Annotated in this window: 25 protein-coding genes and 1 pseudogene; 24 read left to right on the top strand and 2 right to left on the bottom strand. The window is 34.5% G+C overall.

Features of this window, described 5'->3' with window-relative positions:
- Positions 1-29 precede the first annotated feature (29 nt).
- Both CER22_RS28125 and CER22_RS28120 read left to right on the top strand, forming a co-directional pair.
- Positions 30-1,388: a transglycosylase gene (locus CER22_RS28125; protein ID WP_088610180.1), complete on the top strand. Its 1,359-nt coding sequence runs from the start codon at positions 30-32 to the stop codon at positions 1,386-1,388.
- A 27-nt stretch (positions 1,389-1,415) separates the two neighbouring features.
- Complete coding sequence (locus CER22_RS28120; RefSeq protein WP_088610179.1) at positions 1,416-2,132, top strand: hypothetical protein; 717 nt, start codon at positions 1,416-1,418, stop codon at positions 2,130-2,132.
- A 33-nt stretch (positions 2,133-2,165) separates the two neighbouring features.
- On the opposite strand, the gene cheR is transcribed toward CER22_RS28120, so the two are convergent.
- Both cheR and CER22_RS28110 read right to left on the bottom strand, forming a co-directional pair.
- Positions 2,166-2,948 (bottom strand): protein-glutamate O-methyltransferase CheR, encoded by a 783-nt coding sequence (gene cheR / locus CER22_RS28115; RefSeq protein ID WP_000582890.1) that lies wholly within the window; start codon positions 2,946-2,948, stop codon positions 2,166-2,168.
- 39 nt (positions 2,949-2,987) lie between these two features.
- Positions 2,988-3,485 carry a hypothetical protein gene (locus tag CER22_RS28110; RefSeq protein WP_001020093.1) on the bottom strand — a complete coding sequence of 166 codons (498 nt, stop codon included), beginning with the start codon at positions 3,483-3,485 and terminating at the stop codon, positions 2,988-2,990.
- Positions 3,486-3,628: 143 nt separating this feature from the next.
- Here CER22_RS28110 and CER22_RS28105 point away from each other — a divergent pair, with 143 nt between their 5' ends.
- From CER22_RS28105 to CER22_RS28000, 22 genes and pseudogenes are all read left to right on the top strand, one after another.
- A complete protein-coding gene (locus CER22_RS28105) occupies positions 3,629-4,093 on the top strand; it encodes a YaaR family protein (RefSeq protein ID WP_000946323.1) in 465 nt (154 codons plus the stop codon).
- Positions 4,094-4,108: 15 nt separating this feature from the next.
- Complete coding sequence (locus CER22_RS28100; RefSeq protein ID WP_002135377.1) at positions 4,109-4,561, top strand: hypothetical protein; 453 nt, start codon at positions 4,109-4,111, stop codon at positions 4,559-4,561.
- A 17-nt stretch (positions 4,562-4,578) separates the two neighbouring features.
- Positions 4,579-5,877 (top strand): flagellar hook-associated protein FlgK, encoded by a 1,299-nt coding sequence (gene flgK / locus CER22_RS28095; protein ID WP_088610178.1) that lies wholly within the window; start codon positions 4,579-4,581, stop codon positions 5,875-5,877.
- A 41-nt stretch (positions 5,878-5,918) separates the two neighbouring features.
- Positions 5,919-6,782, top strand: coding sequence for a flagellar hook-associated protein 3 (locus tag CER22_RS28090; RefSeq protein WP_088610177.1), 864 nt, complete (start codon positions 5,919-5,921; stop codon positions 6,780-6,782).
- A gap of 19 nt (positions 6,783-6,801) precedes the next feature.
- Complete coding sequence (locus CER22_RS28085; RefSeq protein WP_088610176.1) at positions 6,802-8,178, top strand: flagellar hook-associated protein 2; 1,377 nt, start codon at positions 6,802-6,804, stop codon at positions 8,176-8,178.
- A 22-nt stretch (positions 8,179-8,200) separates the two neighbouring features.
- The gene (locus CER22_RS28080) at positions 8,201-8,569 is read left to right on the top strand and encodes a flagellar export chaperone FliS (RefSeq protein WP_088610175.1); all 369 of its coding nucleotides are present in this window, start codon (positions 8,201-8,203) and stop codon (positions 8,567-8,569) included.
- Positions 8,559-8,831: a flagellar biosynthesis protein FlgG gene (locus CER22_RS28075; RefSeq protein WP_142293588.1), complete on the top strand. Its 273-nt coding sequence runs from the start codon at positions 8,559-8,561 to the stop codon at positions 8,829-8,831. Before CER22_RS28080 ends, CER22_RS28075 begins: the two co-directional genes overlap by 11 nt.
- A gap of 362 nt (positions 8,832-9,193) precedes the next feature.
- Positions 9,194-9,601, top strand: a complete 408-nt coding sequence (gene flgB / locus CER22_RS28070) for a flagellar basal body rod protein FlgB (protein WP_001113113.1) — start codon at positions 9,194-9,196, stop codon at positions 9,599-9,601.
- Positions 9,602-9,621: 20 nt separating this feature from the next.
- Entirely contained in the window at positions 9,622-10,035 is a 414-nt protein-coding gene (gene flgC / locus CER22_RS28065) for a flagellar basal body rod protein FlgC (protein WP_060489730.1), read from the top strand.
- Positions 10,036-10,051: 16 nt separating this feature from the next.
- Positions 10,052-10,351 carry a flagellar hook-basal body complex protein FliE gene (gene fliE, locus CER22_RS28060; RefSeq protein WP_000701683.1) on the top strand — a complete coding sequence of 100 codons (300 nt, stop codon included), beginning with the start codon at positions 10,052-10,054 and terminating at the stop codon, positions 10,349-10,351.
- 22 nt (positions 10,352-10,373) lie between these two features.
- On the top strand, positions 10,374-11,948 hold the full coding sequence (gene fliF, locus CER22_RS28055; RefSeq protein ID WP_088610173.1) for a flagellar basal-body MS-ring/collar protein FliF: 1,575 nt from the start codon (positions 10,374-10,376) through the stop codon (positions 11,946-11,948).
- Between the two features lie 13 nt (positions 11,949-11,961).
- On the top strand, positions 11,962-12,966 hold the full coding sequence (locus tag CER22_RS28050) for a flagellar motor switch protein FliG (RefSeq protein ID WP_048561266.1): 1,005 nt from the start codon (positions 11,962-11,964) through the stop codon (positions 12,964-12,966).
- Positions 12,953-13,639, top strand: coding sequence for a FliH/SctL family protein (locus CER22_RS28045; RefSeq protein ID WP_088610172.1), 687 nt, complete (start codon positions 12,953-12,955; stop codon positions 13,637-13,639). Before CER22_RS28050 ends, CER22_RS28045 begins: the two co-directional genes overlap by 14 nt.
- Positions 13,636-14,940, top strand: a complete 1,305-nt coding sequence (fliI, locus tag CER22_RS28040) for a flagellar protein export ATPase FliI (protein WP_088610171.1) — start codon at positions 13,636-13,638, stop codon at positions 14,938-14,940. Before CER22_RS28045 ends, fliI begins: the two co-directional genes overlap by 4 nt.
- Before the next feature lie 116 nt (positions 14,941-15,056).
- Positions 15,057-15,467: a cytoplasmic protein gene (locus tag CER22_RS28035; RefSeq protein ID WP_088610170.1), complete on the top strand. Its 411-nt coding sequence runs from the start codon at positions 15,057-15,059 to the stop codon at positions 15,465-15,467.
- A gap of 10 nt (positions 15,468-15,477) precedes the next feature.
- Positions 15,478-16,593, top strand: a complete 1,116-nt coding sequence (locus tag CER22_RS28030; protein WP_142293587.1) for a flagellar hook-length control protein FliK — start codon at positions 15,478-15,480, stop codon at positions 16,591-16,593.
- 3 nt (positions 16,594-16,596) lie between these two features.
- Positions 16,597-17,169, top strand: a complete 573-nt coding sequence (locus tag CER22_RS28025; protein WP_001143483.1) for a flagellar hook assembly protein FlgD — start codon at positions 16,597-16,599, stop codon at positions 17,167-17,169.
- A gap of 21 nt (positions 17,170-17,190) precedes the next feature.
- On the top strand, positions 17,191-18,504 hold the full coding sequence (gene flgE / locus CER22_RS28020; protein WP_088610168.1) for a flagellar hook protein FlgE: 1,314 nt from the start codon (positions 17,191-17,193) through the stop codon (positions 18,502-18,504).
- 49 nt (positions 18,505-18,553) lie between these two features.
- Positions 18,554-18,892: a DUF3964 family protein gene (locus tag CER22_RS28015; RefSeq protein ID WP_000213334.1), complete on the top strand. Its 339-nt coding sequence runs from the start codon at positions 18,554-18,556 to the stop codon at positions 18,890-18,892.
- Positions 18,893-19,155: 263 nt separating this feature from the next.
- Complete coding sequence (locus tag CER22_RS28010) at positions 19,156-19,641, top strand: LysR family transcriptional regulator (RefSeq protein ID WP_088610167.1); 486 nt, start codon at positions 19,156-19,158, stop codon at positions 19,639-19,641.
- 274 nt (positions 19,642-19,915) lie between these two features.
- Positions 19,916-20,824 carry a chemotaxis protein gene (locus tag CER22_RS28005; RefSeq protein WP_000075958.1) on the top strand — a complete coding sequence of 303 codons (909 nt, stop codon included), beginning with the start codon at positions 19,916-19,918 and terminating at the stop codon, positions 20,822-20,824.
- 251 nt (positions 20,825-21,075) lie between these two features.
- Positions 21,076-21,446 (top strand): annotated as a pseudogene (locus tag CER22_RS28000) (hypothetical protein); the annotation flags it as partial.

Genomic DNA, 21,446 nt, shown 5'->3' with positions numbered 1-21,446 from the left:
GTCGTTGAAATAGGAGTTTGAGTTAGTAGATGAAAAACGTAAAGTTTTTTCTAATGAGCTGGTTATTCATAAATGTGTGTTTGTTCTTCCCACTGCAAAGTCAGGCGGAAGAACAAATTGAGCCAGATCAAAAATTAAATGAAATGAATGTACAAGAAGAAAACAAAGAAGTTCAAGAGCAGCCAGAGCAAGTGGAAGTGAATCAAGGTAAAGAGCAACAACAAGAAGTAGCAAATGAACAAGAGGTCGAAAAAAAGATAGAGACAGATCAAGGGATTATTACAGTAAATAAGTCGGAATTAAAAGTTGGCGAAGAAGTGCGGGTTATTGTAGAGCCGAAAGAGCAAAATGTTCAAAGTATAAAAGGTATTTTGCGCTTGCCAAAAAACGGCGATCGGTATGAACAAGAAAGAATGCTATCGTTTAAATATGATGAGGAAACGAAGCGATGGATTGCTAACTACAAGGTCGAAACTTTTGATTTGCAAGGTGATTGGAATCTTCAGCTCATTCAAAGTTCTAAAGAAACTGAGAAAGAAGAGCTTATAGAAAATGAAGTGAAAGTCCCATTTATTCGTATAAATAATGACACGCCAACAATAGATAAAGAACTGCCGAAGTTGCATAAAGTTACTGTTGACGAGGCGAAAGAGAAGCTAATTGAACGGAAACAAGGCGATTCTATACGTGTGCGAGTGAAGGCGACAGACGGAGAATCAGTTGTGAAAGAGGTTCGTGTTACATTAAAAGGGAAAGAAAATAAAGAGATTACATTTTTATTAGATTACAATAAGCGCGACATGGAATGGCAAAAAGTATTTGAAATAACGGATGCGTTGCCAATCGGGACATACGAAATACTTGTAGAGATAGTGGATGCGGCCGGCAATAAACTGGTTGAAGAAAGTGAGTATATCGTTTCTATTTTGGAGCAAAAACCAGAAGATGATAAAAAGGTAGAAGAACGAGAGAATGAAGATAAATTAGAAGATAAGGAAGAACCTGAGAAAGAACCAGAGAAGCAGGAAGACTCAAAAATAGAGATTCCGCTCCTGGAAGAAAAACCGCCAGTTGTTCAAATTCCGAAGCAAGAAGAGAAAGTAAACGATCTTATAAAAGAGCCGCTGAAAGAGAAAGAAGGAATTACTTACTTTATAAAAGAGCCGTTGGGAAATCATAAGGAAGTAAGTGATGGAAAGGCTCAAAAAGAGAACAAAAGTAGAAATGACAATGGAGTCGTTTCGAAAAAGAAAGAACCAATAGAAGAACCGCAAAAGAAAAAAGAAGACAGTAGCGAACAAGGAGTACAAGCTTCTAATGTGTTTGCTATTATGTCAGGTTTATTCGTACTATTTTTAGTTTTAAAGAGTAATAAAGAATGGGGCTAATTATTTCATAGTAGTGGAGGCGCTTAGATGGAGATTAAACGTACGACAATTGAAAATAAGACGCTACAACCATTAAAACAGCCTGCAGCTATTTCGGAACATGAAATCCAGAAAGAACGAAAGCATAGTAATCTAGTGTTTACTGGACAGTCTAAGATTATTTCGAGAAATAGTGAAATAGGGATTTTACTTGCGAGTTTAGGTGATGGAAAGGTTATGAAGGAAATGCTTTCTAAAGAGATGGATACAGTATTACAACTCTTTAAAAAGTTACATACGTTATCTGGTGAAGGAAAGCAAACAGAAAAAGTATTTGAACAAGTAATGAGAAGTTTACAAGGGCTTGTTAAACAGGTGCATATAAAAGAACTTCCTTTGTTAGATGGAACGTATGATTTCGCAGAAGTACAACTATCATTTGGTAGAAAGGTACATATTCCGTTATTAGATGTAAGTGCACTCATTTCTAGAGTGGAAAGTGATTCTTCAGAAGGAAATATGAATTTAATGGTAACGGTTATTACTGCTTACATAACGAAATTGTCTAACGAAACTATTTTAATTAGCGTTATAGATCGCACTGCTAAAGAGCGGGATGTAAGTGTATGGAGAGCGCTCGCAGAAATGAATATGACACAATTATCACAGGCCCTGAAACACACGATGCAAGAACATAAATGGTCTATGACATTTCTTTTTCTCTTTGTATGGATTGTTGCTATTATTTTAATTCGAGTTATATAAAAAGGTCGTCACTTTACATTGTGACGACCTCTTTTATATTTTTTCGTAGAAGAATGTATCAAATCTCTGAAGATTATAACGTTCAGGTGTTAAAATTTGTTCGGTACTACCAACAAATAGTACGCCGCCTTTTCGTAAAGAACGACTAAACTTTTCATAAAGTTTTACCCTTGCTTCTTCAGTAAAGTATATCATTACGTTGCGACAAATGATTAAATCGTAATTTGTATCGAACGACTGCATTAACAGGTCGTGTTGTTTGAATGTGACGTTTTGCTTAATATTTTGATGTAATGAATATATATCATTCTCTTTTGTGAAATGACGCTCTTTCAAGTCGATAGGTAATTCTTTTAAAGAACGTTCTGTATATTGACCGCGTTTTGCAGTTTCTAAAATGTGAAAATCAAGATCTGTTGCTTGTATTTCAAAACGAAATGGAGCTAAATGCTTCGATAAAATTAAAGAGAGTGTATATGGTTCTTCACCGGCAGCGCAAGCGGCACTCCATACTTTTAATTTTCCGTTATTTTGTTCGAGTAATTTTGGTAGTGCTTTCGTCTCTAACGTTTGCCAACGTTCTTTATTTCTGAAAAATTCTGAAACGTTAATTGTAATATAATCAATAAAACTTAAAAATAAATTTTGATCAGTACGTAAATTGCTTAGAAAACTAGTGTAGTTCTCAAAGCCTTTTCTCGAAATAAAAGCATCGATTCTACGACGCATTCTATCTTGTTTATATGAAGCGATATCCATATTGAATTGTTGTTTAAAACTCGCGATAAAATGATCATAATCTTGTTCAATTATCATATTTATAATAGGCACAATAACGATATTGTGCCTCCCCCTTTACATCATACGGATTTTTTGTTCAAAGTTTTTTTTCATCTGTTTTTCATGTAAACCTGGTAAATCATAAATAACAGCATCAATTCCTGCATCTTTTGCAACGTCAACGGGAATGACAGATGTGTGCTTGTCCCCATTATAAAAACAGAGAACTAAATCGGTATCTTCGATTATTTGTTTTACAAAAAACATATAATCGGATCGGTAAATGGAGTCGGAAGGATGATCAAAAGCGACGTACTCGGCTCCGTGTTTTTTTAAGTAATCAACGACCTCTTGAAATTCATCTGTTAATGCTTGTAACGGCTGTAGCGTGTAAAGGCATAAATTTTGAGCGAGTCTTTCGTTTTCGATGAAAAAACGAAGAATCTCATTTTCGATAGATTTATAACATAATATGTAAATTTTATGTTTGTGAGCATAGTCAGTTAAAAATTTTTTTATTTCTTCTTGATCTAATGCTGTTAATTGATTTGAACCACAAAGAAAAATATTCATAGATTTGTGCCACCTCATGCTAAATTGTAACATATCTTTTATAAAAAATAACTGCAAAATATTAGTGTTCAGAGTATAATTATAAATAACTGGATTTTACGATTAAGTTTAGGAAGAAATAAAAAAATAAATAGGTGATATATATGCTGCGTTCGATCTCGCATAATCCAATTTTATCGCATATACCGCCTGCTACTCAAATGCCGAAAGAAGCAAATGTCAGGACAGGACTTGCATTTTCGGATAATTTGCATGCAGATCCGAAAAAAGATAAATTGCTAGAACAAATGGAAGCATTTGTCGATAACATTGGAGAAATTAAAGAGAAAATTGAAATGGAATTAACGCTTGATAATGTAATGGAATACAAAAATACAGTAAAATCATTTTTGAATTTTTACGTAGATAATGTATTGCAATATAAAGATGTCATGTCTCGTCATCCGCGTTACGGATATTCACAGAAAATGACGATTGTGAAACAGGCGGAAATGGGATTAAATGAGTTAGAAGATGTTATGAATTTAATTAATACGAAAACGGGACATTTAGAAATGTTAAATCAAATTGGAGAGATCCACGGTTTAATTGTAAATTTAGTCTTGTAAAAGGAAGGAAGCTATATGTACATACAATTATATGAAAAGCTTGTTATTATTCAAAAAGCGTATGAAAATATTCAAACGCTCGGAGAACAAATATATGAGAATTTGAAACATAAAAATGTAAATGCAGTTCAAAAATTGCAAGTAGAGCAATTGCAGTACATTGATGGTTTAAAAAAGTTATCAAGTTCATTTGAAGAAATGGTTGTTCAGTTTTGTAAAGAAAAGGGCGTGGAATCATTTCGTGTAAGTGCATTATTTTCGCATTTTTCTAACGAAGAAATTGAAAAAATGGAAGAATTACAAAAAAATGTAGCTGAATTAGAAGAGAATGTAAAAATGATTCTTTTGAAAAATCAATATTACTTAAACGTACTATTAAAAACTACAGAAAGTATTGTGGATTCCGTTTCTGAATATAATTTAGAGCGAAACAATAATTCACAAATCTTTATGAACGAACTATTGTAAAGGGGAAGTGAAACATTATGAGATTATCTGATTATAATACGCCGCTATCGGGTTTATTAGCGGCACAAATGGGATTACAAACGACGAAACAAAATTTATCTAACATTCATACGCCTGGTTATGTGCGTCAAATGGTGAATTACGGATCGGCTGGGGCAAGTCAGGGCTATTCACCGGAACAAAAAATAGGTTACGGTGTACAAACGTTAGGCGTTGACCGTATTACAGATGAAGTGAAGACGAAACAGTTTAACGATCAATTATCTCAACTCTCTTACTATAACTACATGAATTCGACTTTATCACGTGTAGAATCTATGGTTGGAACGACAGGGAAGAATTCATTATCTAGTTTAATGGATGGCTTCTTCAATGCCTTTCGTGAAGTTGCAAAAAATCCAGAACAACCAAATTACTATGATACATTAATTTCTGAAACTGGGAAGTTTACAAGTCAAGTAAATCGTCTAGCGAAAGGCTTAGATACAGCAGAAGCACAAACGACAGAAGATATTGAAGCGCATGTCAATGAATTTAATCGTCTTGCTGGCAGCTTAGCGGAAGCGAATAAAAAAATTGGACAAGCAGGTACACAAGTGCCAAATCAACTTTTGGATGAACGTGATCGTATCATTACAGAAATGTCTAAGTATGCAAATATAGAAGTGTCTTATGAATCTATGAATCCTAATATCGCGAGTGTTAGAATGAATGGTGTTTTAACAGTAAATGGACAAGATACATATCCACTTCAATTAAATAAAGAAAAAGAACCAATGACTGCTGAAATTTACGGTTCGGAAATTCCTTTAACTAGTGGAGCAATCCAATCAGCGATCGATACGAAAGCGAAGATTGCTAGTTATAAGAAAAACCTTGAAGAATTAATGATTTCTGTAAAGAATGAAGTGAACACAGAAATGGGAAAAGAGTTCTTTGTGGAAGATCAAGCGAAAGATATGAAATTAAACCCTGAATTTGCAAAAGATGTTTCGAAAATGAAAATATCAGCTGAAACAGCAAATAAACTAGCAGCAATTACAGATGGAAAGTATAAAGAAGGTCTTTCTTATAAACAAGCATTAGACCAATTCGTAGTTGGTGTTGCATCTGATAAAAGTGCGGTGAATGCTTATCAAAAAATTCATGGGGATTTATTAGAGGGGATTCAGCAAGAAAAAATGGGTGTTGAAGGCGTTAATATGGAAGAGGAAATGGTTAATTTAATGGCCTTCCAAAAATATTTCGTTGCAAACTCTAAAGCTATTACTACGATGAATGAAGTGTTTGATAGTCTATTTTCGATTATTCGATAAGTGATAGTAATTGATTGAAAATATATAAGGAGGAGATAGAAATGAGAGTATCTACATTTCAAAATGCAAGCTGGGCAAAGAATCAGTTAATGGATTTGAATGTGCAACAACAATACCACCGAAATCAAGTGACTTCAGGGAAGAAAAACCTTTTTATGAGTGAAGATCCACTTGCGGCAAGTAAATCATTTGCGATTCAACATTCATTGGCGAATATTGAACAAATGCAAAAAGATTTAGCGGATTCGAAAAATGTATTAACACAAACTGAAAATACTTTACAAGGTGTTTTTAAATCTTTAACAAGAGCAGATCAATTAACAGTTCAGGCGTTAAATGGAACGAATAGTGAAAAAGAATTGAAGGCAATCGGTGCAGAGATAGATCAAATTTTAAAACAGGTCGTATATTTAGCAAATACGAAAGAGCAAGGTCGTTATATTTTCGGTGGTGATAGTGCAGAGAAGCCACCATTTACAGAAGATGGTACGTATCAAGGTGGAGAAAATGATGTGAACTGGCAACTAAATGACGGTTATGGATTCAAAGCGTTCCGTAACGGAGAAGCATTATTATCCCCAGTTATAAAAACGTTAAAACAGATGAGTGAAGCGATGCAAAACGGTGACCCAAAAGCGTTAAAACCGTTATTAGAAGGAAATAAGCAAAACTTAGATGGCATCATTAATCGTACAACTGAAGTTGGTTCGACAATGAACACAATGGAGACGTTTAAAACAATTTTAAGCGAGCAAAATGTAGCACTTCAAGAAAACCGTAAAGAAATTGAGGATGTTGATTTAGCGGTCGCAATTTCTGATTTAGCTTATATAAACGCAACGTATGAGGCAACGCTTAAAGCTGTTAGTACGATGAGTAAAACGAGTATTTTAGATTACATGTAAATGATAAGGAGTGAAAAATATGGCAGGGACAATATCTAATTATGGTGACAGACAGCAAATATGGAATTTAGGAAATAACATGATAGATACAAAGAAGTTAGTAGATTTAGAGTTACAAGCATTGGAAATGAAAAAATCACCATATACTACACAAAAACAAACGTTAACAAATGAAAACAAAGTGTATGCGAGCATGAAAAAAGAGTTTGCAAATTTTGTGCAAGTATTCAAAGATTTAAACACATTTAAAGGTGATGAAAAGAAAACAACTCTATCCAAAGATGGTTTTATGACAGCACAGGCGGATGCTGCTGCAATTCCTGGAACATACACAATTACAGTAGAGCGAGTAGCAGAAAGGCATCAAATAACTACAGCTCCACTTACTCCCCCAAAAACTCCTGAAGGTACGGAGCAAAAATTCAGTTTAGATTTAAAGCTTGGAGTAGATGATGTATTTCAGATAAATGGAAAAGAAGTTAAAATTTCGGAAGATATGACGTATAAAGATCTTGTCAATAAAATTAATAATGGAAATTATGGTGTATCCGTATACACATTAGGGGATCAACTATTTTTCACATCTACTATTGCAGGAAAAGAGGGAGAGCTGAAATTAACGGATGGTGCCAATGGTTTTTTACAAAATATAGGACTGGTTACTTCTGCGAAAAATACGGATGGAACGAATGCTATTGCACATCAAGTGACAGGGGCAGTAAGTGCAGAATATACAATAAATGGAATTAAAGGAACTAGTAAAACAAATAAGATTGATACAATTCCAGGATTAACTATTAACTTAGAAAAGGTAACTACAGAGCCAATTAAATTAACTATCGAAGATTCAGATATAAAAAATTCGATAGATTTAATCAAAAAAATGAAAGATGAGTATAATAACGCTGTTAAAAGTTTAGATTTGTTTTCTGGTGAAAATGGAGTAATGCAAGGGAATAATGTTTCATTTGCTATCAGTAATGCAATGACAAGCATTTTTAGATTTTCCCAAGATGATAAGTATTTATTTTCTTTTGGAATTCAAATTGATAAAACAGGAAATATGACTCTGGATGAAGAGAAATTGAAAATAGCTTTTAAAGAGAATCCAGAATCTACAAAACAATTTTTCTTTGGTTTTAATGGCATTGGTCATGATATAGATAAAAAACTCGAGGGAATCTTTGGAGATGAAGGGATTATTGGAAAACGCTCTAAAAGTATTGAAAAGCAAGTAACTGATTTAGAGAGAAAAATTCAAGATATTGATATAATTAATAAGAAAAAACAAGAATCAATTATTGATAAATATGCAAAGTTGGAAAGCCAGCTAGCATTGCTTGATAGTCAGCTGCAGACAATCAAAGCAATGACAAAAACAAAAAGTGATGATTAATGAAAGCTGAGGAAGTGATTATATGCAAGCATGGCAACGTTATATGCAAAACGATATTATGACGAGTAATCCGATTAAAAATACAATATTTATTTATGAAAGATGTATCGTAGAGTTTCGTAAATTAGAAGAACTTTTAAATACATTTAAACTTCAAGAAGGAGACGACCTTCTTGAAAAGTTAGAACGTATATTTGAAGAATTAAAGCTTCAATTAAATCCTGAAATTACGAAAGATTTATATGATAGCTTATATGGCTTATACGATTGGATTAGCATTCAAATTCAAACGATGAAAGTAACACGTGAAGCAAAAGATATGGATGCGATTGTGAAAGTGTTACAAGATTTAATAGACGGTTACCGCGGAGCACTTGAAAATGAACAATGATATTTATCGGACGTTTGTCGGCTGTTTTAATGAAATCGGTGAATTGCAAGTGTCGGATGAAGAATTTGCTGAGAAAAGTGAGATGTTAAATCGTTGGATGATGACATTGGATGAAGAAACGCGCACGCAAGTTGCAATGGAAGTTACCCCATGGATTATTAAGGCAGCGCAGCATATTCGAGATAAGCAAAAGATTTTGGAAGAAATGATTATGGAAAATGATGGGCGAATGAAAGCTAATTCATTTTATGGTAAATATTAATGATAAAGTATGGAAACGGATTCCCCTTTTTAAAAGGGAATCCATTCCTTGTTTAAATAAAGAGTTCCGCTGATTGAGGTTTCACTTTATGCCTGTAATGAGGAAATAATCTAAATAATATAAAAATTGACTTTGATTTGTATTTCATATATCGAAATATTTCATGGATTACTACGTGTATACATTTTTTTGTATTCTTTTTTATATTTTTGTATTTTTCTAAAGACAACAATGGAAAAATGGAATAAAATATGTAAGGGTACATAATAGTAAATATTTTAATAAATACATATAAGAAAATAAACAATGAAGTGAAACTTCCATCAGTGGATCATTAAGGTAGAAAAGGAAGGGTGTGGAATATGCCAGATTTAGTGAGTGATGTAAGCCACTATATGAATTATTTAGTGACGAAACGAAATACTGTTTCTAGTAATATTGCAAATGCGAATACGCCTGGCTATAAAGCACAAGATGTAACATTTGCTGAGCAGATGAGTAAGAGTAGTGCGTTATATAAGAACAATGCGGCTGATTTAAAGAGCAATCCAGATTTATATCAAACGAATGAAATGCACTTACCGACAGTAAATATGAAAAATACATATGCAAAGATTCAAACGAAATCAATGCAAACGAATCAAGATGGAAATAGTGTGGATGTAACGACGGAAATGCTAGATTTAATGAAAGCAAATCAGTTATACGGTATTTCAATTAACGCGATTAATACACAATATGCAATTAACCAAGCGGCACGCGGACGTTAAAAGTAGAAGGAGAGACAACGATGTTTCAGGCAATTAATGCAAGTGGCTCAGGGCTAACGACAGCGAGAAAGTGGATGGAAGTTACTTCTAACAATATTGTAAATGCAAATACAACGGCTGCTCCGGGGGCGAATTTATATGAGCGTCGTAGTGTAGTGCTAGAATCAAACAATAGTTTTGCAAATATGTTAGAGGGGTCTCCTACAAATGGAGTAAAAATAAAAAGTATTGAAGCAGATAAAACTGAAAACTTAGTGTATGATCCAACACATCCGCATGCAAATGAAGAAGGATATGTACGCTATCCAAATATTGATGTGACTGCTGAAATGACGAATGTAATGGTTGCCCAAAAAATGTACGAAGCGAATACAAGTGTATTAAATGCGAATAAAAAAATGCTTGATAAAGATTTAGAAATTGGCAGAGGATAAGGGGGAATATAGTAATATGAAAATCCAACCAATGTTAAATACGCAACCATTTGGAGCAATTCAGTCAATTGGTGCACCGAAAACGTCTCAAACATCTGTAGTTGAGGGGAAAAAGTTTATTGATTTATTGGAAGATATGAATCAAACGCAAAACAATGCGCAAACAGCAGTATACGATTTACTAACTAAAGGGGTAGGGGAAACGCATGAAGTTTTAATTCAGCAGAAGAAGGCAGAGTCCCAAATGAAAACGGCTGCTCTCGTACGTGATAATCTTATCGAAAATTATAAGTCACTAATTAATATGCAAATTTAGGAAAGTGGACGGGTGTGTTTAAATGGAAAAGATAAAAAATGTTATCCAATCATTAAAAACGTGGCATAAGTTAGTAATCGGTGCTGCGCTTTTAGCGATTGTAACAGGAGCACTTTTATACTTCACCTTGCCAGATAAATATGTTGTTGTATATCAAAATTTAAATGATACAGATAAGCAAGAGATTACAGCAGAATTATCGAAGTTAGGTGTCGATTATCAATTAGCGGCCGATGGTTCGATTCGTGTGCAAAAGAATGATGCTCCATGGGTTCGAAAAGAAATGAATGGGATGGGCTTACCGTTTAATTCTAAAAGCGGTGAGGAAATTTTATTAGAAAGCTCGCTCGGTTCAAGTGAGCAAGATAAAAAAATGAAACAAATTGTCGGTACGAAAAAGCAATTGGAGCAAGATATTGTAAGAAACTTTGCGACAGTTGAAACGGCGAATGTTCAAATTACATTACCTGAAAAAGAGACGATTTTTGATGAAGAAAAAGCAAAAGGCACAGCTGCGATTACGGTTGGAGTGAAGCGTGGTCAACTATTAACTGCTGATCAAGTTGCGGGTATACAGCAAATGATTAGTGCGGCAGTTCCTGGTGTGAAAGCAGAAGAAGTAAGTGTGATTGATAGTAAAAAAGGTATCATCTCAAAAGGAGCAGATGAAGCGCATTCTAACAGTTCCTCTTCTTATGAAAAAGAAGTAGAGATGCAGCATCAAATTGAAGGTAAATTAAAACAAGATATTGACGCAACGTTAATGACGATGTTTAAGTCAAATGAATATAAAGTGAATACGAAAGTGTCTGTAAACTACGATGAAGTTACACGTCAGTCCGAAAAATATGGCGATAAAGGTGTACTTCGTAGTAAACAAGAGCAAGAGGAAAGCTCTACTGCGCAAGAAGGAGCAGATACGAAGCAAGGTGCTGGTATTACAGCGAACGGTGAAGTGCCAAACTACGGTACGAACAATAATCAAAACGGTAAAGTTGTCTACGATAATAAAAATGGTAACAAAATTGAAAACTATGAAATAGATAAAACAGTTGAAACAATTAAAAAACATCCAGAATTAACGAAAACAAATGTTGTTGTATGGGTAGATAATGATACGTTAGTAAAACGAAAAATAGATATGACTACTTTCAAAGAAGCAATCGGCACAGCTGCTGGGCTTCAAGCTGATCCGAATGGAAACTTTACAAACGGTCAAGTTAACGTTGTAACTGTTCAGTTTGATCAGCCGAAAGAAGAGAAGAAGAAAGAACCAGAAGAAAGCGGCATAAACTGGTGGTTATTCGGTGGGATTCCAGCTGGTTTATTAGCGATTGGTGGTCTAGTATGGTTCTTCTTAGCAAGACGTAAGAGAAAGAAAGAAGAAGAGGAATATGAAGAATACTTAGCAGAAGAGGAAATTGCTGCAAGTAATGAAAGTATCATGGAAATTCCTGAAGAAAAAATAGTACCAGAGCCAAAACCAGAACCAGAAGAACCGAAAGAACCGACGTTAGATGAACAAGTGCATGATGCTACGAAAGAACATGTAGAAGGTACTGCAAAAGTAATTAAAAAATGGTTAAATGGACAGTAAGGGAGGAACAACGATGTTAGATGAAATCTCCTCCAAAGAAAAAGCTGCCATCCTTATTCGTACATTAGAAGAAGGGGTGGCAGCAAAAGTCATTGAATATATGACGGCTGAGGAAAAAGAAGTATTACTTCGTGAAATCGCGAAATTTCGTGTATATAAACCAGAAACGTTAGAAAATGTACTAGGAGAGTTCTTGTATGAATTAAATGTAAAAGAATTGAACCTAGTGACTCCAGATAAAGAATATATTCGTCGCATATTTAAAAATATGCCAGAAGACGAACTGGAAAAATTATTGGAAGATCTTTGGTATAACAAAGATAATCCGTTTGAATTCTTAAATTCACTTGCAGATTTAGAACCACTTCTTACTGTACTTAATGATGAATCGCCACAAACGATTGCGATTATCGCTTCTTATATTAAACCGCAGCTCGCTTCTCAATTAATTGAGAGACTACCAGATCATAAGCGAGTAGAAACGGTAATGGGTATTGCGAAACTAGAACAAGTAGATGGTGAATTAATAAATCAAATTGGTGATTTATTAAAATCAAAATTAAATAATATGGCATTTAATGCAATTAATAAAACAGATGGCTTGAAAACAATAGTAAACATTTTAAATAATGTTTCACGAGGTGTTGAAAAAACAGTCTTTCAAAAGCTGGATGAAATGGATTATGAGCTATCTGAGAAAATTAAAGAAAACATGTTTGTATTTGAAGACTTACTCGGACTTGAAGCTCTTGCACTTCGTCGTGTATTAGAAGAAATTACAGATAACGGTGTTATTGCGAAAGCACTTAAAATTGCAAAAGAAGAGATTAAAGAGAAATTATTTACATGTATGTCTTCAAACCGTAAAGAGATGATTCTAGAAGAATTAGATGGCTTAGGACCGCTTAAGATGACGGATGCTGAAAAGGCACAGCAAACGATTACAGGCACAGTGAAAAAGCTAGAGAAGGAAGGAAGAATTATCGTTCAAAGAGGTGAAGATGATGTCCTTATTTAAAAACAGAATTCCGAAGAATTCTGTTTCTTTTTCTGAAGAAACGTATGAATTACAATTTCCAAAACCAATACCAGTTCAAGTAGAAGAAGAAATACAGGTGGACCATGAAGAGCTTCTTGCACAGCAACAATCATTACATATTGAGCTGAATCAACTAAGGCAAGAACAGCAAATGCTAGAACGAGAGCGTCAACAGCTATTGCAAGATAAAGAGCAATTTCAAACGCATATTCATGAACAAATGGAACAGATGGAAGTAGCGCGTATGCAGTTTCAACAAGAACAACAAGAAACAGCATATGAATGGACAGAGTTATTATGGGATCAATCTTTTCATCTAGCAGAAAAAATCGTGAATCAAGCAGTAGATTCACGATTGCTTGATGTGTTACCCATTTTAACTGGTATCGTTCAAACGTTGCCTACTTCGTTTGAAAAATTAATCATTACCGTACACCCAGAAACATTTGAACGTATTCAAGAAGAGAAGGAAAATACGAAAGAGTATTGGTTACTACAATTAGTAGAATGGAAATATGATTTCTCCCTGCAGTTCGGTGAATTTGTTTTGGAGGAAGAGAAAGAGTTTTTTGAATTTAAGTTTGCACCTATATTTGCGAAACTTCGTCAGAAATGGGAAGAAGAGAAGTTGTTTGAGGAGCAAAATGTATGAACAACAAGCTCATAAATGAACAGAATAAGTGGAATACGTTTATCGAAACACCGTTTTATACGAAAATTGGTAAAGTTCATAGTGTACAAGAACAGTTTTTCGTAGCGAAAGGACCGAAAGCGAAAATTGGCGATGTTTGTTTCGTTGGAGAACATAATGTTTTATGTGAAGTAATTGCGATTGAAAAAGAGAATAATATGTTACTCCCATTTGGACAGACAGAAAAAGTATGTTACGGGGATTCCGTTACATTAATTGCAGAAGATGTTGTTGTACCTCGTGGTGATCATTTACTTGGAAAGGTGTTAAGTGCGAATGGTGAAGTGTTAAATGAGAACGCTGAAAATATTCCACTACAGAAAATAAAATTAGATGCCCCCCCTATCCATGCATTTGAGCGTGAAGAGATTACTGATGTATTTGAAACGGGAATAAAGTCCATTGATTCTATGCTAACAATTGGTATCGGTCAAAAGATTGGTATTTTCGCTGGGTCTGGTGTTGGTAAATCTACTTTACTCGGAATGATTGCGAAAAACGCAAAAGCTGACATTAATGTTATTAGTTTAGTAGGAGAACGTGGCCGAGAAGTAAAAGACTTTATTCGAAAAGAATTAGGTGAAGAAGGAATGCGAAAAAGCGTCGTTGTTGTAGCGACGTCAGATGAAAGTCACCTAATGCAACTTCGTGCAGCGAAACTTGCAACGTCTATTGCTGAATATTTCCGTGATCAAGGTAATAACGTACTACTTATGATGGACTCTGTTACTCGTTTTGCTGATGCGCGTAGAAGTGTTGATATTGCCGTTAAAGAGTTGCCGATCGGTGGTAAAACACTCTTAATGGAAAGCTATATGAAGAAGCTGTTAGAGCGCTCTGGAAAAACACAAAAGGGATCCATAACAGGTATTTATACCGTACTCGTTGATGGAGACGATTTAAACGGCCCTGTACCAGATTTAGCGCGTGGTATTTTAGATGGACATATTGTATTAAAACGTGAGCTTGCAACACTTAGTCATTACCCTGCTATTTCAGTGCTAGACTCAGTGAGTAGGATTATGGAAGAAATCGTTTCGCCAACTCATTGGCAACTTGCAAATGAAATGAGAAAAATCTTATCTGTTTATAAAGAAAATGAATTGTATTTTAAATTAGGAACGATTCAAGAAAATGCAGAAAATGCTTATATTTTTGAATGTAAAAACAAAGTAGAAGGTATAAATACGTTTTTAAAACAAGGTCGATCAGATCGTTTCCAATTTGATGATATTGTTGAAGCGATGCACCATATAGTATAAGACCTCTACCCAAGAGGTCTTATTTTTTTGTTTTTTAATATTTCACAGATTTTTTTGGAAAAAAACTATATAATAGAAAAAGAGAACGTTATAATAGGAAGGGGCTATGCAAACAGGTGGATAAGCAGCAGTACGACACGATAAAATTGCAAATAAATCAAGAAAAAGAACAGATTTTGAAAGAAGTGTATGAATTAACAGGTGAAAAAAGAAAAATAGAACAAAAAAAAGAATATGATTTATATGTAGTAAAATCGCGTAGTAAAGTCGTACAAACTGGGCAGCGTATAATGGCCGGTATGCTTTCGTCACATACGTTTTCACCTGAAAGAATAGAAGAATGGAATCGGAAAATTAAAAAAACGGAAGATTTTATTCAAAAAAATGAAAGCCTTTTAGAGCAAGTAAAAGAAAAAGAACGTGTCATTGATGAGATGTATCAAGAAGATTGTAAAAAGCTTGCAAAAGTACGAGAAAAGCAGGAAGAAAAAATGCTTCTTGATTTGAAAATGTGTATGAATGGATGAGGTGAATATAGTGATACAGTCTGTATTACCGGTGCAACAAAGTTTACCTCCGCAAAAAGAAAAAGGGCTAGAAGTACAATCAAAAAGTGAAGATTCTTCATTCGATCGTACGATGAGAATGGAAAATAAAAAGCAGCCGAAAACGGAGAAAATGAAACGAGAAGAAGCACCAAAAGAAGAAAAAAAAGAATATATTCTTTCTAAACAATCAGTAACGAAAGAAGAGCCAATTGTAAAGAAAGAAGAAAAAAAAGAGACAGAACAGTTGTTATTAGCTGTATCTGAGCAAATGGTTGCAATTGAGCAATTACGTGTGCAGCCAGAATTGTTATATCAATACATACAAAAAATACAAGAGCTGTATAAAGAATATGGAAATATAAAACTTAATGAATTACCCGCCAATGAATTACAACAGTTACAAGAACTGCTTTCAAATATGAATATCAAAAATGCTATATGTTTAGAAGAAACAATGCAAATGGCATTAGATAAAGTGACGATGCCGGAGCAAACGATGCAAGTATTGAAAGTGGTAGAAACAGAAACTTGTAATATCGCAAAAAAACAAGAAGATTCCAAAGACTTAGATATAGATCTTCCAAAAGCTGAGGGCGATGATGTGAAGATAGAGTTGCCGGAAGGTGATGTGTTAAACGATTCGAGTTCAACGGGTGCGGAGTTGCTAAATAAAGCAACGGGTACGGATCAAATAGGAAAATCAAATAGTGGCGCTGAGAAAGTTTCATTGCCTGATTTAGGAAAGAAAATGGAAGCGCAAGTAGAAGCATTGCAAAAATTTGTAGTGAAACAAGAGCGTGTTTTGTTTCAGTTAAATCCAGAAAAACTTGGTACATTAACGGTGTTTATGAAAAAACATGGAGATCAAATTGATGTTCACGTAGAAATGGAAAAACACGATGCGAAAAAACGTGTTGAAATCATTTTTGATGAATTGAGAATGAAGTTAAAAGAAAAAGAAATCAATATTCAAATTAGCTATTCAGATAAAGATGAAAATCGAAAAGAACAGCGAGAACAAGAGCAAAGACAAAAACAAAAATTAGCAAGTACGAAACATGAAAAACAACATTCAAAAGAATTTGCGGGATTATTGGAGGAATAAAGCGTGCCAACAGTTGGATTAAATACAACGAGTACAAATCATATTCCGTTACAAGCAGGAGCACAAACAAAAAACGCATCTGTTACTGGTGCACAGTCGACAGCTCAACAAGCAAACGGAGTATCAGCAAGTACTCAAAAAACACCCGGTATTATGGATAAAGATGATTTCCTGAAACTTTTCTTAGCAAGCTTTCAACATCAAGACCCGTTTAATGCGATGGATATGAACCAAATGATGAACCAAACAGCACAGCTATCGCTTATGGAGCAAGTACAGAATATGACGAAAGCAGTAGATAAACTGCAATCAACGATGTATTCGACGGCTCTTGATGGAGGGATGAAGTTTTTAGGAAAGTACGTTAGAGGTGTAAGCAATAACGGAAAGCAAGTGACTGGTCAAGTGGAAACGGTTCGACTTGCTGAAAATAACGATGTGCAACTTATTGTTGATAATCAAGTGGTTTCACTTCGTTTCATAGAAAGGGTTTCTGATAAACCGATAACAGAAACTAACCCGGAAGATGAGAAGAAAGATGATATAGAAAAAAATGAAGAGGTTAAGCAAGATTAATAAAAGGAGTGTACAAAGGTTATGATTAAAGCGTTATATACAAGTATTACAGGGATGAATGCAGCACAAAATGCATTAAGTGTTACTTCAAATAATATTGCAAATGCACAAACAGTTGGATATAAAAAGCAAAAAGCTATTTTTGATGATTTGCTATATAATAATACGGTTGGTTCACGTGGTGATGGTGCCTATGCTGGTACTAATCCAAAGAGTATTGGTAACGGTGTAAAGTTCAGTGGGACATCTACAGATTTTAGTGATGGCTCTATTACTTTAACTAGTGATAAGATGGAGACAGCGATAGAAGGAAACGGTTTGTTTTTAGTTGGTGATCGTAATGCTGGAAATGTAGAGTATACGAGAAAAGGGTCTTTTGGTGTATCGAAAGATAGCTATGTTACAAATACAGGTGGACAGTATGTACTAGGTTATGGTGTAAAAACAGGAACACAAGAAGTAGATTTTTCTTCACGACCAAGCCCAATTCATATTCCAATGGGATCAGCTGTTGGTGGGATTCAAACAGATAAAGCGACAATAGGCGGAAACCTTCCTAGAAACCAAAATGCATTATCTCACGAATTCACAGTTTTTGATGCGGAAGGGAACTCGTTAACGTTACGTGTAAATATTAAACAAAAGACTACAAAAGAGACTGTAGATGGTAAAGAAGTTGAAAAGCCAGTGCCAGGCGAATATACATATACAGTTTCTGTAAGGAATGATTCTAAAAACGAAAAAGAATTTAAGCCTGTCGAAGGCATGACGGGCGAAAAAAATCTTAAATTTGATACATTAGGAAATTTAAAGGAGACAGATGAGGCTGTACAAAAAGATCCAGTAACTGGTGAAATTACTAAAGGTGGATCTGTTCAAATTCCTTTTGGTAGTGGTCTAACACTTGATTTAAGCGGATTAACAAATTATCCGACAGGGAAAACTATTTCTACCACAGAAGTAACGGGGCGTCCAGCTGCAATCGCAAATGACTACTCTATTTCTGACGGTGGTTTCGTTATGATGAAATATTCGGATGGTAGTATGAAAGTTGTAGGACAACTAGCTGTAGCTACATTCCCGAATTCAGGTGGATTAATGAAAACTGGGAATGGAAATTACGTTGCGACACCATCAGCGGGTATTCCGGGGATAGGTGTTGCTGGTGAGAATGGTGCAGGTAATGTACGAGGATCAGCAAAAGAAAGTTCAAACGTAGATTTATCCGTAGAATTTGTTGATTTAATGCTTTATCAACGTGGATTCCAAGGAAATGCGAAAGTAATTAAAGTTTCAGATGAAGTATTAAATGAAGTTGTAAACTTAATTCGATAATATATCATAAAGTAAAATTGTAATGTAGTAGAAAGGGTTTTTTATTCGTATGACGACAAGACAAGAGCGAATTTTACAATTGCCTTTTTTCGAAAATAAACGTGAACTTGCAGAGCAAGTGTTAAAAATGGAACGAGAAGAGCATATATATTTACCTGATCAATTTGAAATTAAGCAAGTACCTGCATATTCATTTGGTGAAAAGCAATCAATCATTGGCCGTATTCATGAGTTTTATTTCGTAAGTGTTGGTAGCGAAGGAGAATGGAAGTATCAACTGTTTAAGGACGAGATGAAATGCCGTGAGTTTTTTATTACACTATCAGGGATAACGGATCAGCAGATTGCATTTTGGTTCAATAACATCGAGTTGTTGAAAAGCTCTTAAAAAGCTTTTAAAAGCCCTTTTTTAGGTTTTGAGAGAGGAAATGGCGGTATGTGGTAAGCGGTCAGTGACTATGAGGGTGCTCGATCGATGTGTAAGGACAGAGATATGGGGAGCTACTAGAGTAGTTTGAGAAGTTGTAAGTGAAGTGTAGTTGCAAAAATGGATCTATGGAAGGTTACTGGGATGGTTAATCGTTTTATGGCAGACCGGTGCTTTTCTATAGTATGTGACGATAGATTTCTATAAAAGGAGAGGTGAGGAGGATGGCGCAAAATAAGTATCGCGTTACATTCATTTCGCCAAGTGAGGTTGAGCAGCGAACTGTAATGGCAGCGAGTAGTTTGCCGGATTTAATTCGTAAAGTAGAGAGTATTATTGCAGATCCGAACGGTTATTTTGTAAATGATAAAAAAAATAATTGCTATTTTAAAGTGATTAAAGAAAATGTTACATTTATTCAATATGAGTTACTATTTTCGGATAAGGAAATTCATATTGAAAAATTAAAACATATAGCACCAGCTATATTGAAACAATTATTTAAAAAAATAAATGATCCAGAATTATATGCACTCGCGCTATTGGATGTTGATATAGCGACGAAAGAATATGTGTTAGAAGAAATGAATCCGGAGCTAAGAATAAGAGTAGAAACGGAACTTTCGAAAAAATGGGAAGCACTGCCGACAGAAATTGTGGGAGCGCAAGAAGTTTTATTAGAGGCAATTGCTTCATTTATACAAGATTAAGCGTCTTTTTAAATAAAGTGAAACTTTAATTAGTGGGGGATGTTCATCCACCACTAATTATGAGGTGAACCAATCGGGCGTTTACGGGAATGTGATCTCCTACCTAACTTCTTTTCTCTAGCCAATTTTTGAGGTGGGGATTTTACTACCCGCAAATAGCGGGATAAATGAATCGTTCAACTATCTATATTTTTATATAGGTAGTTGACTTTTTCGGTTTAATAAAGCTTAATAATTAGATATGCGGAATTAATGGAAGGGGAGCGACACCTTTATGTCACAAGCACAAAGTATTTTATTAGAAAGTGGAACAAATGAATTAGAGATTGTCACATATACTGTTGGTGAAAACCTATTTAGTATCAACGTAATGAAAGTACGTGAAATCATTAATCCATTCCCTGTTACAACTGTGCCAGAATCTCATCATGCAGTTGAAGGTGTTGTTCAAGTACGTGGTGAAATTTTACCTGTTATTAACTTAGCAACGGCTCTTAATTTAAAATCGACAAAGCCACTTGATCAAACGAAATTTATTATCTCAGAATTAAATCAAATGAAGGTTATTTTCCGCGTTGATGAAGTGCATCGTATTCAACGTATTTCGTGGGAACAAATTGATGAACCAGCTTCATTATCTATGGGATTAGAAGAAACGACATCTGGTATTGTAAAGCTAGATGGGCAAATCATTTTACTATTAGATTATGAGAAAATTGTATGCGAAATTAGTGGTACTGGTTATGATAATAAATCACTTGCAGGGTTAGAACAGAAAACAGATCGAGCTGAAAAAGTTATTTATATTGCAGAAGATTCAGCGATGCTTCGTCAAATATTAGAAGAAACATTATCATCAGCTGGATATACGAAAATGAATTTCTTCAGCAATGGTGCAGAAGCATTAGCACAAATTGAAAAATTAGCGAAAGAGCAAGGCGAAAAAATGTTTGAACATATTCACTTGCTAATTACTGATATTGAAATGCCGAAAATGGATGGACATCATTTAACGAAAGTGGTTAAGGATAGTGAAGTAATGAATCGTTTACCTGTCATTATTTTCTCTTCATTAATTACGAATGAGTTATTCCATAAAGGTGAGGCTGTTGGTGCGAACGCCCAAGTAAGTAAGCCGGATATTCAAGAGTTAATTGGTCTTGTCGATAAGTTAGTTTTATAAAAAAAGATATGTAATTATTTGGTATTCCTATTAATGTAAGGTAGTCAATTCATATATATGATTGATTACCTTATTTGTTTGGTTTATATATTTTAAATTAAGTATAACTGCTTTTAAATATATATTTTTATGATGAAAAAGTACTTGAAAATAAAAAAATCTACTAGCATATTTTTAAAAAAAGTAAGATAATATAATCTGTTAATATTAAAATATTTAATTATCGTTCTATTAGAACAGGAGGAATTATAATGAAAAAAAATAAAAATTCTAAAATTTTAACGGGTATTTGTGTGAGTTCAGCTTTGATGTTTTCCGCTACAGCCCCATCTATCACAGCTTTAGCGGCAGGTAATCCATCGATAGCTCCAGCGACTTCAGCTATTAAGGTTGAAAATAAAAAAACGGGTGATACAGATACGATTTCAGTTGGTAATTTAGAAGCTGGAGATATTGTGAAAATATACAATGCGATTAAAGAAGAGAAGGCATTGGCTACAACAACAGTTGGAGAGAATGGTAAAGAAGGAACAATTGAGAAAACAGATTTATTAACAGCAACAGGTGGAACAGTGTACGTAACAGTGACAAAAGCGAATAAAGAAGAAAGTGCACGTGTGGC

This window comes from Bacillus sp. K2I17 (assembly GCF_002209985.1).
GTDB classification, from domain to species: domain Bacteria; phylum Bacillota; class Bacilli; order Bacillales; family Bacillaceae_G; genus Bacillus_A; species Bacillus_A wiedmannii.
This window is presented reverse-complemented; position numbering and strand designations above follow the sequence as displayed.